The sequence below is a fragment of the Streptomyces sp. enrichment culture genome (assembly GCF_964272855.1).
Taxonomy (GTDB): Bacteria; Actinomycetota; Actinomycetes; order Streptomycetales; family Streptomycetaceae; genus Streptomyces.
Genome location: NZ_OZ186847.1, coordinates 5,569,311 through 5,583,688, shown reverse-complemented (window position 1 = coordinate 5,583,688; position 14,378 = coordinate 5,569,311). Strand labels below are relative to the sequence as shown.

At 72.5% G+C, this 14,378-nt stretch carries 8 protein-coding genes and 1 pseudogene; all 9 read right to left on the bottom strand.

What is annotated here, in order from left to right; genetic code table 11:
- Positions 1–115: 115 nt before the first annotated feature.
- Entirely contained in the window at positions 116–1,612 is a 1,497-nt protein-coding gene (locus ACSU6L_RS24565; RefSeq protein ID WP_437060091.1) for a D-ribitol-5-phosphate cytidylyltransferase, read from the bottom strand.
- 206 nt (positions 1,613–1,818) lie between these two features.
- Positions 1,819–2,607, bottom strand: a pseudogene (locus ACSU6L_RS24560) (hypothetical protein); the annotation flags it as partial.
- A 47-nt stretch (positions 2,608–2,654) separates the two neighbouring features.
- Positions 2,655–4,151 carry an alkaline phosphatase D family protein gene (locus tag ACSU6L_RS24555; RefSeq protein WP_437060089.1) on the bottom strand — a complete coding sequence of 499 codons (1,497 nt, stop codon included), beginning with the start codon at positions 4,149–4,151 and terminating at the stop codon, positions 2,655–2,657.
- 278 nt (positions 4,152–4,429) lie between these two features.
- Entirely contained in the window at positions 4,430–5,914 is a 1,485-nt protein-coding gene (locus tag ACSU6L_RS24550; RefSeq protein ID WP_437060087.1) for an FG-GAP-like repeat-containing protein, read from the bottom strand.
- A gap of 37 nt (positions 5,915–5,951) precedes the next feature.
- Complete coding sequence (locus tag ACSU6L_RS24545; RefSeq protein ID WP_437060085.1) at positions 5,952–7,421, bottom strand: FG-GAP-like repeat-containing protein; 1,470 nt, start codon at positions 7,419–7,421, stop codon at positions 5,952–5,954.
- A 148-nt stretch (positions 7,422–7,569) separates the two neighbouring features.
- Complete coding sequence (gene obgE, locus ACSU6L_RS24540; RefSeq protein ID WP_437060083.1) at positions 7,570–9,006, bottom strand: GTPase ObgE; 1,437 nt, start codon at positions 9,004–9,006, stop codon at positions 7,570–7,572.
- A gap of 139 nt (positions 9,007–9,145) precedes the next feature.
- Positions 9,146–9,400 carry a 50S ribosomal protein L27 gene (gene rpmA / locus ACSU6L_RS24535; RefSeq protein ID WP_073938528.1) on the bottom strand — a complete coding sequence of 85 codons (255 nt, stop codon included), beginning with the start codon at positions 9,398–9,400 and terminating at the stop codon, positions 9,146–9,148.
- A 14-nt stretch (positions 9,401–9,414) separates the two neighbouring features.
- Complete coding sequence (gene rplU / locus ACSU6L_RS24530; RefSeq protein ID WP_003990208.1) at positions 9,415–9,735, bottom strand: 50S ribosomal protein L21; 321 nt, start codon at positions 9,733–9,735, stop codon at positions 9,415–9,417.
- Positions 9,736–9,978: 243 nt separating this feature from the next.
- Positions 9,979–14,361: an Rne/Rng family ribonuclease gene (locus tag ACSU6L_RS24525; protein ID WP_437060081.1), complete on the bottom strand. Its 4,383-nt coding sequence runs from the start codon at positions 14,359–14,361 to the stop codon at positions 9,979–9,981.
- Between the last annotated feature and the right edge of the window lie 17 nt (positions 14,362–14,378).

Genomic DNA, 14,378 nt, shown 5'->3' with positions numbered 1-14,378 from the left:
ACCTGCTCTGGGAGGGGATGCCGGTTTTGTCGACTACGGATTCAGGCCTCTGTGAACGCTTCGGTAAGGGAAGCGCACAGAGGCCTGAATTCCGCAAAGTATTTACTGACGAATATTACATGCCGGACTGGCGGTCCAGGACCGACGCCAGCGCCTGCTCGAAGCCGGAGGCCTTGCTGGCGCCCGCCGTCGGGTCCTGCTGGCGGACGTCGATGACATGGCCGGTCAGCTCGGACAGCAGCACGTCCAGCGAGGTGCGGGCCACGGCCTCGGAGGAGAGCAGGCTGCCCGCGGGCTCCTGACCGAAGGCCTTGGTGCGCATCGGGGTGGCGGTGCGCTCCGGGTTGATGCAGTTGACGCGGATGCCGTCGCCGGCCCACTCGTCGGACAGCGCCTGGGTGAGGTTCACCATGGCGGCCTTGGTGGAGGAGTACAGGCTGTACTCGGCGCGGCCGCGGGTGTAGCTGCTGGAGGTGTACAGCAGCAACTGGCCCTTGGTCTCCGCCAGGTACTTGTACGAGGAGCGGGCGATCTGCACCGGCGCCAGGTAGTTGACCTTCAGCGCCTCCTCGATGGTGGCGTTGTCGGTCTCGGCCAGCTTGCCGATGCGCAGCACGCCGGCGGTGTTGACGACGTAGTCGATACGCCCGGTCTCGGCGTACGCCTTGGACAGCGCGTCGTCGACCTCCTCCGGGTTCTCCACGTGCGTGCCGGTGGTGGAGCGGCCCAGGGCGTACACCTTGGCGCCGTAGGACTCGGCGAGTTCGGCGATGTCCTTGCCGATGCCGTAGGAGCCGCCGAAGATCACGACCGTCTTGCCGGTCAGCAGCTCGCGGTAGGCCTCCTCGCCGTTCTGCTCGGGCGCGGCGGTGGAGGCGAGCTGGAAGAGCTTGTCGGCGATGAAGACGTCGACGGGCTGGGTGACCTTCATGTTGTACTCGTCACCCGCGACGACGTGGATCGGCACGTCCGGCAGGTACTTGAGCACGACGGAGCAGTCGTCCGTGGCCTGGAAGTTGGGGTCGCCGGCGGCGACCTCGTAGGCCCGCCTGATCGTGGACAGCTTGAAGGCCTGCGGCGTCTGGCCGCGGCGCAGCCGGGAGCGGTCCGGGATCTCGGTGATGAACTCGCCGTCCTGGCCGTGGGTGCGGGTCACGATGATGGTGTCCGCGGACGGGATGGCGACGTCGACGGCCTGGTAGCGGTCCAGCGCGGCCACGCAGTCGTCGATCACGCGCTGGGAGAGCAGCGGGCGCACGGCGTCGTGGAAGAGGACGTTGGCGTCCTCGCCCTCGGCCAGGCCCTCGCCCAGGGCGGCGATGGCGCGCTCGGTGGTCTCGTTCCGCGTCGAGCCGCCCTCGATGATCTTCGATACCTTGGTGAAGCCGGCCTTGGCGACGATCTTCTCGACGTCCGGCACGTAGCCGGGCGCCATCAGCACGATGACGTCGTCGATGGAGTCGGCGTTCTCGAAGGTGGTCAGGGTGTGCTCGATGACTGCCTTGCCGGCGATCTTCAGCAGCTGCTTGGGGATCGACAGACCCACACGCTGACCGGTGCCACCGGCCAGGATCACTGCGGTGGTACGGGGCTTGGCTATGTGCTGGGACACAGGTGACCTACCTTGTGGCGACTGGGAACCTGGAAATGCTCCCACTTGTGGTTACCGCAGTGCAAGGTGAGCGACCGCTGTCGCATATGTGCGCGCAACCTGTCATTCACCTTGCACTCCTGGTGATTGGCGAGAGGCTTCCGTCGAAGGGCTCCGCCGCCGCGGGAATTGCTGTGAGTAAGTCCACAGAAGTCCGCAGTTGTGCGTCAGCGGCGCCGCAGCCTCTTCAGGCAGCGGTGCCCCAGTATCTTCACCAGTTCCTTCGACGACGTCTGGTGAACGGTACGCGCCTTGGCGGGTGTGGTGTGCCGCACGGGTGCCGCGGCCGCCGCCGCGAGTGCCCCGTACAGTGCGCGGGCCGCCTCCTCGGGCGCGAGCCGCGGCTCGGCCGGCGGACGTTCGACGGGCTCCGGTACGGCCGACAGCAGCGCGGGGTCGCCGACCATCCGCACGCCCGGCGCGCCGATCCGCTGCGCCGCCTCGGCGCCGATCGCGGCGGCGGCCTCGGCGGCCCACCGCGGGGTGCTGATCCTCACGTCCTCGGGCGAGGGGCTGCACGCGTTCTTCATATGCGTCACCGCGCCGTGCCGGACGAGTCGTGAATACAGCTCGTCCGGCAGCTCATTACCGCGGAATTCGACGTTGAGATTTCGCAGCATTTCGGTCTCGGCCAGGGTGAGGGAACGATTCGCTGCGTCCGGAACGGCTTCCAGGAGATTCCCGGGCAGCCCGAGAAGCGACTCGAAGACCCGCAGCAGACCGCCCCGGTCGCGGTCGTCGACCACCAGCACGGTGACCCGCCCGGGCCCGGCCACCCGCGCCCACCGCTCCACCAGCCGGTCGTGCCGGTGCCGCCGCCAGAAGCTGGGGTTGGGCTTCTCGTACGGCGGCTTGCGCAGCATGTGCTCCAGCCAGTCCCCGTAGCCCATGCGCAGCCCGTTCTGCACGTACTGCTGCCACTGCGACGGCATGATCCTCACCAGCGGGCGCAGGGTCCGCCTCCATGCCCTGGGACTCCGCTGAGTCCCAGGGCGCGCGTGGCTCAGACGACTTCGACGCCGGGGCGTCCGGCCTCCACCCGCAGCCGCGCCAGCGTGCTCGGGGTCGCCTTCGGCTGCCGCACGGTGTCGACGACACGCACCTGGGCGTCGATGCCGTCGCGGCGGATGTCGAAGAGGTGGTAGCCGCGGTGGGCGTCGAGCAGCTTCCAGTGCGGGTTGTCCGGCAGGCGCGGGTCCCACTCGCGGTGGAAGGCGGCCTGGTCCTGGTCTCCGTTGCTGGAGATGGAGGTGCCGACGAACTCGGCGCCGACGACCGCGGAGCCGGGGTCCGCGAAGTCCTCCTTGAGGTCGCTGACCATCGTCAGGTGCCGGTCGCCGGTGAGCACGACCGGGTTGCGCACGCTGCGGAACTCCTTCAGGAACTGGTTGCGCTCGGCCTGGTAGCCGTCCCAGGCGTCGTAGAACCACTGCTTGCCCTCGCCGACCAGCAGGTCGGTCTCGGCCATCATGATCTGTGAGGCGATCAGGTTCCAGCGGGCCGGCGAGCGGTGCAGGGAGTCCAGCAGCCAGCTCTTCTGGGCGGCGCCGAGCATGGTGAGGGACGGGTCCATGGCGCCGGCCTGGCTGGTGGCCTGGTCGCTGCGGTACTGCCGGGTGTCGAGGACGTTCAGCCGGGCCAGGCGGCCGAACTCCAGGCGGCGGTACATCCGGATGTGCGGGCCGTTCGGGACGGCGCTCGCGCGGACCGGCATGTGCTCGTAGTACGCCTGGTAGGCCGCGGTGAGTCGGGCCACGAAGGCGTCGTGGGTCTGCTTGTCGGGGTCCTGCGGTATCTCGCCGGCGAAGTCGTTGTCGACCTCGTGGTCGTCGAAGGTCACCACGAACGGGGCGTTCGCGTGCATCGCCGCGAGGTCCGGGTCGGTGCGGTACTGGGCGTACCGGTTGCGGTACTGGGTGAGGTTGTACGGCTCCCCGGTGCCCTCGTGGCGGCGCAGGGCCGTCGCCGACGGTACGGACTCGTAGATGTAGTCGCCGACGAAGAGGACCACGTCGGGGTCCTGGGCCAGCATGTCGGCGTACGGGGTGAACCAGCCGTGCTGCCAGTTCTGGCAGGAAGCGAGGGCGAGCCGCACGCTGCCGCCGGAGCTGCCGCGGTGCGGGGCGGTGCGGGTGCGGCCGGCCGGGGAGAGCTGGCCACCGGCCCGGAAGCGGTACCAGTAGGAGCGTCCCGGACGCAGGCCCCGGACGTCGACGTGCACGCTGTGCCCGAACTCGGGGCGGGCCTGGGCGACGCCCCGGCGCACCCGGCGCCCGAAGCGCTCGTCCTCGGCGATCTCCCACTCCACGGCCACCGCCCGGTCGGGCATGCCGCCGCCGTTGAGCGGGTCCGGGGCGAGCCGGGTCCACAGCACCACGCCGTCGGGCAGCGGGTCACCGGAGGCTACGCCGAGGCTGAACACCCCGTCGGGCAGCGGGGTCTCGGCGGCCCGGGCTGCGGCGGGCAGCCACAGCTGGGCGGAGGCCGCGGCGCCGAGCACGGCGGCTCCCGCGGTCAGAAAGCGGCGTCGGTCGGGCGATGGGGGTCCCCCCGCTCGAGCGAAGTCGAGAGTGGGGGAGGGTCCGGGTTCGGGTGCGGTCACTCCGGTCATCGCGGGAACTCCCTTGCCACAGCAGCCTCTTGGACACTCCGGAAGCTCTCTGTCCGGTCGGTCCGACGGCTGAACGCGAGAATGCGCGTGCATGACAAATGGGGAGACAAAAGAAGACCCGCCGCGGCAAGGGAAGACATTCTTGCCGCAGCGGGTCTGACAGAAGATCAGTAGGTGAAGCCCGACCCCAGCCTGGCTCCCGTGGCCACCGTGCCGAGGGTGCCGTGGCCGAAGGTGATCGCGCCGGTCGGGACGACCCCGGCGGACGTCGACCTGAACACCCACACCGACCCCGCGCCGGCGTTCTCCTTGGGTGCGCCGACGGCCAGTTCCGCGCGGCCGTCGCCGTCGACGTCGAGGAGGCGGGTGGCCGAGCCGAACCGGTCGTCGCTCTCCGCGGCCCCCGGCACGCCGTCCGTGTCCTGGCTGTACGACACGGCGCCGCTGCCGGTGAGGCCGCCCGCGCCACCGCGCAGCACGACCACGGAACCCGGGTCGGTGAGGCCGTCGTAGTCCTCGCCGGACACGCCCGCCGAGACGTCCGCGTATCCGTCGCCGTCGACGTCGGCGACCGAGACGTCGCCGCCGAAACCGTCGCCCTTCTCGGCGGCGCCGGGGATTCCGGCGCTGTCCTGGTTGAGGCTCTTCGCCTTGGTGCCGTCGGGTCCCTGCGCGGTGCCCGGCACGAAGGTGACCATGCCGCCCTTGGCGAGCGGGAGGTCCAGGTCGCTGTCGTAGCCGTCGACGGGGCGGCCGACGACCACGTCGTCGATGCCGTCGCCGTTCACGTCGCCGAGGGCGACGGACTCCCCGCCCTGCAGCGCGTAGCCGTTGGCGCCGACCACCACCTCGGGTGCCGCGAGCCCGTTCGGCGTGCCCTTCCAGACCTTGATGTGGCGGGCGTCGTACTCGTCGCCGTGGTGTGCCGTCGCGACCAGGTCGAGGATGCCGTCCCCGTTCACGTCGCCCGTGTCCATGTCCAGGTGACGGGGGTCGGAGTCGTCCGTGACGGCCCGCGTCCCGCCGCTCGCCGAACCGTCCCGCCCGAAGGGGCCCTCGGTCCGGACCAGCTTCCAGTGGTCGTCCACGGTCACCAGCCCGGGCACGCCGTCGCCGTCGAAGTCCCCGGCGGCCAGGCGGCCCTGGGCGCCCACGCCGTCGTACGTCGAGTCGCCGGTCGCGAGCGTGGCCCCGCCCGCCAGCCCCTGGGCGCCGCCCCACAGGACCTGCACCATCCCGGAGTCGGCGCCGGCGGGGTTGTCCTCGCCGGCCACGCCGACGACCAGGTCGGTGTACCCGTCCCGGTCCAGGTCGGCCGTGGTCACCGCGCTGCCGAAGGTGTCGCCGCCCTCGGCGGCGTCCGGCACGCCCGCGGTGTTCTGCGTGAACACCTGCTTGTGCGTCGTGCTCGGCCCGCTCGCGCCGCCGTACAGCACGGCCACGTACCCGGCCTTCACCTTGCCGTCGACGGTCGCCTCCGGCGCGGTGACCGCGAGGTCGGCGTAGCCGTCGCCGTTGAAGTCGTCCCCGGGCTGCGCGGTCGGCGACCTGGTGAGCGCCGTGGCCTGCGTGGCGGAGAGGGTGACGGCACCGGTCACGGCCAGGACGACGGCCAGCCCGGTGCGCCGCAGCGCGGCCCTGCGCGGGTTCATGTGATGTCCCTTCGTCGCGTACGTGGTCGTCGGGCCGTCAGTCGCCCAGCGAGGCCCCGAACCGGGAACCGGTCACCGGCGCGCCCATGGTGGTCGCGCCGAACGTGAACGAACCGCTCGCCGTGACGCCGGTGGAGCCTGCGGGGAAGACCCAGACGGAGCCGTTGTTCGCGTTCTCCGCGGGGTCCGCGACGACCAGCTGCCGCTTGCCCGCGACGAGGGCGGTCTCCGTGCCGAAGCGGTCGCCCTTCTCGGCGGTGCCGGGCACCCCGGCGGTGTTCTGGCTGAAGGACTTGGCGCCGGTGCCGGTCACACCGCTCGCGCCGCCGCGCAGCACCAGGACGGTGCCGGCGTCGGTGAGCCCGTCGAAGTCCTCGCCGGGCAGGCCGGTGACCAGGTCCTGGTAGCCGTCGCCGTCGGTGTCGGCGATCGTCAGGCCCGTGCCCATGCCGTCGCGCCACTCCCCCACACCCGGCACGCCCGCGGTCTCCTGGTTGATCCAGACCGGCTTGCGGGTGGTGGACACGCCGTTCGGGCCGCCGTAGATGACGGCGATGGCGCCGCCCTTGACCGGGAGTTCGACGTCGTAGTCGGTGCCTTCGGTGGAGTGGCCGACGGCGATGTCGGCGTAACCGTCCTTGTTCAGGTCGCCGATCTCGATGTCGTCGCTGTCGAAGGTCCGGCCCTGGGCGTCCTTGAGGAAACCCTTGTACGTGAAGCCGGAGGGGCCGCCCGTCAGCAGGACGACGTCGCCGGAGCCGCTGTCGCCGTCCATGAACTGGGTGCCGACGGCCAGGTCGGCGTAGCCGTCGCCGTTGACGTCACCGGCGGCGAGCGTGGTGGCGAAGTAGAGGTCCTCCGGGACGATCGTGAACGGGCTGGTCCGCGCGCTGCCGCCGTCCCGCCCGAAGGGACCGTGCAGCACCCTGCCGTCGCCCACGGGCGCGTTGTCCTCGCCGTACAGCTCGCCGTTCAGCACCACGTCCAGGTTGCCGTCCCCGTCGACGTCGGCGACGGCGTAGGCGCCGTTGGCGTGCTCGGGCACGTCCTTCAGCAGGGTCGGCGTGGTGGACAGGCCTTTCGGCCCGCCCCAGTTGACGGCCAGGAGACGGTCGTCGTAACCGCCGTTGTTCGACGTCATCACGACGGACAGCAGGTCGGCGTAGCCGTCCCGGTCGAGGTCGCCGCTCCGCACGTTGGTGCCGTACCAGAGCAGGGCCGGTGATGTCGGCCGGTCCGGCCAGGTCAGCACCTGCTTGCGGGCGGTGGACAGGCCCGTCGACGTGCCGTAGACCACACTGATCGCGCCCGCCTTGGCGTACGCGGCGTCCCTGCTCTCCGGGGCGCCGATCGCCAGGTCCGGATAGCCGTCGCCGTTGAAGTCCTGCCGTACGGCGGGACGGTCCGCGGCCTGCGCGGACGGCAGGCCCCCGACCGTGCCGGCGGCGAGCAGGGCGAGGGCGACGACGACGGTGCGCCCCAGACGGGGCGCTGTGGGCTGGGACACGTCGACTCCGGGGATCGAACGGGCGATTGACCGCGGAGAGGACCAAGATCCTCACCCGCACGCCCTGTTCGACTCCCGGACCGTCAGGTTGGTTGCCCTGGGGTGCGCCGGGATTTTCCCCGGAGTTCACCGAAGGGCGAGCCGGTGCCTAGAAAGGCTCGAAGTCGTCGAACTCCCGCTGTGCGTCGTCCCGTTCGGCCTGCCGGTCACGGCGCCGCTGCGCCGCCGGACGCTGCTCCTCCAGACGGTGGTCCTCGCCGCGCCGGCCCAGCATCTCGGCGCCCGCCATGACGGACGGCTCCCAGTCGAAGACGACCGCGTTCTCCTCGGGGCCGATGGCCACGCCGTCGCCCGCGCGGGCGCCCGCCTTCAGCAGCTGCTCCTCGACACCGAGGCGGTTGAGCCGGTCGGCGAGATAGCCGACGGCCTCGTCGTTGTTGAAGTCGGTCTGCCGCACCCAGCGCTCCGGCTTCTCGCCGCGCACCCGGAACAGCCCCTCGTCCTCACGCACGACGGTGAAGCCCGCGTCGTCCACGGCCTTGGGCCGGATGACGATCCGCGTCGCCTCCTCCTTCGGCTTGGCGGCACGCGCCCGTGCGACCAGGTCGGCGAGGGCGAACGACAGCTCCTTCAGCCCGATGTGCGCCACCGCCGACACCTCGAACACGCGGTAGCCGCGCGCCTCCAGGTCCGGCCGCACCATCTCGGCGAGATCCTTGCCGTCCGGCACGTCGATCTTGTTCAGCACGACGATCCGCGGCCGGTTGTCCAGGCCGCCGTACTGCCGCAGCTCCTCCTCGATGATGTCGAGGTCGGAGACCGGGTCGCGGTCGGACTCCAGGGTCGCCGTGTCCAGCACGTGCACCAGCACGCTGCACCGCTCCACGTGCCGCAGGAACTCCAGGCCCAGACCGCGGCCCTGGCTGGCGCCCGGGATGAGACCCGGCACGTCGGCGATGGTGTAGACGGTCGAGCCGGCGGTCACGACACCGAGGTTCGGGACGAGCGTGGTGAACGGGTAGTCCGCGATCTTCGGCTTGGCGGCGGAGAGCACCGAGATCAGCGAGGACTTGCCCGCGCTCGGGTAACCGACCAGCGCCACGTCGGCGACGGTCTTCAGCTCCAGCACGATGTCGTGCAGGTCCCCCGGCTCGCCCAGCAGCGCGAACCCGGGCGCCTTGCGGCGGGCGGAGGCCAGCGCCGCGTTGCCGAGACCGCCGCGGCCGCCCTGGGCGGCGACGTACGAGGTGCCGTGGCCGACCAGGTCGGCGAGGACGTTGCCCGCCTTGTCCAGGACGACCGTGCCGTCCGGCACCGGCAGGACCAGGTCCTGGCCGTCCTTGCCGGAGCGGTTGCCGCCCTCGCCCGGCTTGCCGTTGGTGGCCTTGCGGTGCGGGGAGTGGTGGTAGTCCAGCAGCGTGGTCACGGACTGGTCGACGGTCAGGATGACGTCGCCGCCACGCCCGCCGTTGCCGCCGTCCGGGCCGCCGAGCGGCTTGAACTTCTCACGGTGGACGGAGGCACAGCCGTGGCCTCCGTTACCCGCGGCGACATGCAGCTCGACGCGGTCCACGAAGGTGGTCATGGTTCAGTGCCTCCAGAAAAGTGCGGATGTGTCTCTGTGTCACACGTATGCCTTCGTGTAACACGCGAAAGGCGGACCCGCCTTCCCGCCCGGGAAGTGAGGTCCGCCTCGCGAAGCGTTCGGCGCTGAATCAGGCGATTCAGGCGACCGGAACGATGTTCACGACCTTGCGGCCACGGCTGGTGCCGAACTGCACCGCACCGGCCTGCAGCGCGAACAGCGTGTCGTCGCCGCCACGGCCGACACCGGCGCCCGGGTGGAAGTGGGTGCCGCGCTGGCGAACCAGGATCTCACCCGCGTTGACGACCTGACCGCCGAAGCGCTTCACGCCGAGCCGCTGGGCATTCGAGTCGCGACCGTTCCGAGTGGACGATGCGCCCTTCTTGTGTGCCATCTCTCCTCAGTCCCTTACTTCGCAGCCGTGGGGATCTCAGTGACCTTGATCGCCGTGTACTGCTGGCGGTGGCCCTGACGACGGCGGTAGCCGGTCTTGTTCTTGTAGCGCAGAATGTCGATCTTCTGGCCCTTGTGGTGGTCCACGACCTCGGCCTGGACCTTGATGCCGGCCAGCACCCACGGGTCGCTGGTCACAGCGTCGCCGTCGACAACGAGCAGGGTCGAGAGCTCGACCGTGTCGCCAACCTTGGCGGTGGAAATCTTGTCAACCTCAACGATGTCGCCGACAGCAACCTTGTGCTGGCGACCACCGCTGCGCACGATGGCGTACACGCGGATCTCTCTTTCGCTCGGAGAACGGCACCCCCGCAGGCCAGCCAACCGGCGCACCGGCGCGCGGACGGCCTCTCCCGGTCACAGCCCGTGCCCGGAAGGAAGAGGTTTACGGGGATGTGGCATGTGCAGTGGACACGCCGACGGTCAAGGTTACGGGGCCGCGGCCGAAGGGGTCAAACCGGGCCCCGGGGGTGTGCCGCCGGTCACGTCCCACGCGACCGGCGGCACACCCCGCGGGCGTCAGCCCTCGTCGGTGGAGGCCGAGACGGACGGAACCGCCTGCTGCTCGGCCGCCGCCGTCTTCTTCGACACGGTCTTCTTGGCGGCGGTCTTCGTCGCCGCCTTCTTGGCCGTCGTCTTCTTCGCGGCGGTCTTCTTGGCCGCCGTCGTCTTCTTGGCCGCGGTCTTCTTGGTGGCGGCCTTCTTCGCCGTCGCCTTCTTCGCCGCCTTACGGGCCGTCTTCTTGGCCGGAGCGGCCTCCGCCTCGCCCTCGGGCGCCTCGGCGGCCACGGTCTCGACGGCGGCCTCCCTGGCCTCCACCAGAGCCTGCTCGGCCTCCTCGGCGGCCTGCTCCGCGACCGAGACGGGCGCCTCGGCGGCCTCCGCGGCCTCCGCGCTCTCCGCCGTCGACGGGACGACCACGACGGCCGCCTCCTCCGGCGCGGTCGGCGCGGTGGCCTTGCGCACCGCGCGGCGGCGCGGACGGGCCGGTGCCGCGCTCTCGGCGGGCGCCTGAACGGGCTCGGCGGCCGGCGCGGCCTCCACGGCCTCAGGGGTGGGCTCGGTGACGGTCATCACGGCCGCCTCCGCCGCCGCGGGCGAACCGGCCGGCGCGGACACCTTGCGGGTGGCCCGACGGCGCGTACGGCCCTTCGGCGCGGCCTCCTCGACGGGGGCCGGCGCCTCGGCGGAGGGTGCCTCGGCGGCAGCCTCGACGACCGGGTCCTCGGCGGCCACCGGCTCGGCGTGCGCCACGGCGGCCGGCTCCGGCTGCACCGGACGCGCGGACTCCTCCTCGGCGGTCACCGACTGAGCGGTGGGCACCACGGCCTCCGCCTTCGGCGCGCCCGCCGGGGCGGACACCCGGCGGCTCGCCCGGCGCCTGCCCCGACCGCGCGACACGGCGGCCTCGGCCTCGGCGACGCTGCTGTACAGCTCCTCGTCCGGGGCGAACTCCGGGGCGGGCAGCGCCACCGGCTCGGCGACCTCCGCCGCGACCTCGGACTCGGACTCCGCCTCCTGCTCCGCCGTCTCGACGGGCTCGACGACGGCCACGGCCTCGCCCTCGTGCGGCTGCTCGGCGGCACCGGCACGGGCGCGCTTCTTGCGCTTGCCGCCGCCACCGGCGGCCGCCGCGTGGTCCAGGTGGACGATGACACCGCGGCCGTTGCAGTGGACGCAGGTCTCGGAGAACGACTCCAGCAGGCCCTGGCCGACCCGCTTGCGGGTCATCTGCACGAGGCCCAGCGAGGTCACCTCGGCGACCTGGTGCTTCGTACGGTCCCGGCCCAGGCACTCCAGCAGACGCCGCAGCACCAGGTCCCGGTTGGACTCCAGCACCATGTCGATGAAGTCGATCACGATGATGCCGCCGAGGTCGCGCAGCCGCAGCTGGCGCACGATCTCCTCGGCCGCCTCCAGGTTGTTCCTGGTGACCGTCTCCTCCAGGTTGCCGCCCTGGCCGGTGAACTTGCCGGTGTTGACGTCGATGACGACCATCGCCTCGGTCCGGTCGATCACCAGCGAACCGCCGCTGGGCAGCCAGACCTTGCGGTCCAGCGCCTTGGCGAGCTGCTCGTCGATCCGGTAGGTGGCGAAGACGTCGACCTCGGAGGTCCACTTCGACAGCCGGCCGGCCAGGTCCGGGGCGACGTGCGAGACGTACCCGTGGATGGTCTGCCAGGCGTCGTCACCGCTGACGATGACCTTGGAGAAGTCCTCGTTGAAGATGTCGCGCACGACCCGGACGGTCATGTCCGGCTCGCCGTAGAGCAGCGTCGGGGCGTTGCCGCTCTTCGCCTTCTTCTGGATGTCCTCCCACTGCGCCTGCAGCCGCTCGACGTCCCGGCGCAGCTCCTCCTCGCTCGCGCCCTCGGCGGCGGTGCGCACGATGACGCCCGCGTCCTCGGGGACGATCTTCTTGAGGATGGTCTTCAGCCGGGCCCGCTCGGTGTCGGGCAGCTTGCGGCTGATGCCGGTCATCGAGCCCTCGGGCACGTACACGAGGTAGCGGCCCGGCAGGGAGACCTGGCTGGTCAGACGGGCGCCCTTGTGGCCGATCGGATCCTTGGTGACCTGCACCAGGACCGACTGGCCCGACTTCAGCGCGGACTCGATGCGGCGCGGGCCGTTGGCCATGCCCAGCGCCTCGAAGTTGACCTCACCGGCGTAGAGCACGGCGTTGCGGCCCTTGCCGATGTCGATGAAGGCGGCCTCCATCGACGGCAGCACGTTCTGCACCTTGCCGAGGTAGACGTTGCCGACGTACGAGGTCGACTGCTCCTTGTTGACGTAGTGCTCGACGAGCACGTTGTCCTCGAGGACGCCGATCTGCGTGCGGTCGCCGTGCTGGCGGACCACCATCACGCGCTCGACGGCCTCGCGGCGGGCCAGGAACTCGGCCTCGGTGATGATCGGGACGCGGCGGCGGCCCTGCTCGCGGCCCTCACGGCGGCGCTGCTTCTTCGCCTCCAGACGGGTGGAGCCCTTGATGGACTGCACCTCGTCGGACGGCTCGCGCTCGGCGGCCTTGCGCGGCTCGCGGACCTTGACGACCGTACGCTCGGGGTCGCCCTCGCCGGGCTCGGTGTCCACGGCGGTGTCCCCGGCGCGACGGCGGCGGCGGCGACGGCGACGGCTGCCCGCGGTCGAGCCGCCGGCCTCGTCACGGTCCTCGGCCTCCGCCTCCTCGGCGTCCTCCTCGACCTGTTCGGCGGTGTCCTCGGCGTCCTGCACGGCCTGCTCGGCGGCGACCTCCTCGGCCTCCTCGCCGAACTCACCGCCCTCGCCCTCGGCGGACTCGCCCCGGCGGCGACGACGGCCACCACGGCGGCGACGGCGACGGGAGCCGGTCTCCTCGGCCTCCTCGCCCTCGACGGACTCCTCGGCGGCCTCCTCGGCCTCCTCCTCCACGGGCTCCTCGACCGCCTGCGCGGGCTCCGCCTCCTCGGCGGCACCCCGGCGGCGACGGCGGCGCCGCGAGCCGGTCTGCTCGGCGGCGAGCTCCTCGGTCCCGGCGGCCTCGACGGCCTCCACGGGCTCGGCGGCCTGGGTGCTCTCGGTCTCCTCCGCGGCTTCGGCGGCGGCCTCGGCGGCGGCCCGCTCCGGCGTCTGGAACCTCGGCTCGGTGAACACCGGCGGCTGGAACACGGCCACGGCGGGACGCGCCGGACGCTGCGGAGCGTCGGCGGCGGCGGGACGCGCGGGCTCGGAGAACCCGGTGGCGGCCTTGCGCACGACCCGGCGACGGCGACGCGGCGCGGCACCCTCCTCGGGCTGCTCGGCCGCGGGGGCCTCGGCCTGCGGCTCGGCGGCCGGAGCAGCGGGCTCGGCGGCCGGGGCGGGCTCGGCCGCGGGCGCCTCGGTGACGGCGGGCGCGGCGGGCGCGGTCGCCTGACGCGTGGCACGACGACGCGTACGCCGCGGCGCGGCCTCCTCGACGGCGGGGGCCTCGGCGGCGGGCGTCTCGGCGGCAGGGGCCTCGGCCTCGGGTGCCGCCGTCTCCTCGACTGCGGGCGCCTCGGTGACGGCGGCCTCGGCGGGCGCGGCAGGCGCGGTCACCTGACGCGTGGCACGACGACGCGTACGCCGCGGCGCGGCCTCCTCGGCAGCGGGAGCCTCGGCGGCGGGCGTCTCCACTGCAGGGGTCTCCACGGCGGGCTCCGGCTCTGCGCTCGCCTGCGGGGCGGCCGGGGCGGCCTCGGCGGCCTCCACGGGCGCCGGGGATCCGGCGGGCGCGGACGCACGACGCGTGGCACGGCGACGTGCACGGGGCGCGGGCGCGGGCGCGGCCTCCTCGGCGGCCGGAGCCTCGGAAACCGCGGCGGGCTCGGCGGACTCTGCGGCCTCCACCGTCTCCGGCGTACCGGCGGCGACGGGCGTCACCACGGTCTCGGCGGGCTCGGCGGACGCCGGGGCACCGGCCGGAGATGCCACGCGGCGCGTGGCCCGGCGGCGGGTGCGCCGCGGCGCGGGCTCCTCCGCCACGGCGGCGGGCTCCTCCGCGGCAGACGCCTCGGTCTCGGGGGCGGGAGCGGCCGCCGGCACCACCGTCTCGGCGGCCTCGGCGGACGCCGGAGCGCCGGCCGGGGACGACGCGCGGCGCGTCGCACGGCGCCGCGGACGGGCGGCGGGAGCGGGTGCCTCCTCGGCCGCGGCGGGAACCTCGGCGGTCTCCGCGGCCGTCTCCTCGGCTTCCTCCGCGCTCTCGGCCTCGGTGGCCGCGAGATCGGCGGAATCGGCGGCCGGTATGGCCGGCGCGACGGTCTCCGCCGTGGTGTCGGAGGCCGCGGCGGGCGGACCCGCCGGGCGGGACGCGGCACGGCGCCGACGACGCGGCGGCAGGGTGTCGCTGGGAGTGTTGTTCTCTTCGGAACCCTCGATGGGTTCGGTCGGCTCGAGCATGCGGGCGTTTCTCCCGT

Bases quoted from the DNA above. Each gene is read 5' to 3' on its own strand.
- obgE (WP_437060083.1), bottom strand. From the start codon at position 9,006: ATGACCACCTTCGTGGACCGCGTCGAGCTGCATGTCGCCGCGGGTAAC.
- ACSU6L_RS24550 (WP_437060087.1), bottom strand. From the start codon at position 5,914: ATGAACCCGCGCAGGGCCGCGCTGCGGCGCACCGGGCTGGCCGTCGTC.
- rpmA (WP_073938528.1), bottom strand. From the start codon at position 9,400: ATGGCACACAAGAAGGGCGCATCGTCCACTCGGAACGGTCGCGACTCG.
- ACSU6L_RS24525 (WP_437060081.1), bottom strand. From the start codon at position 14,361: ATGCTCGAGCCGACCGAACCCATCGAGGGTTCCGAAGAGAACAACACT.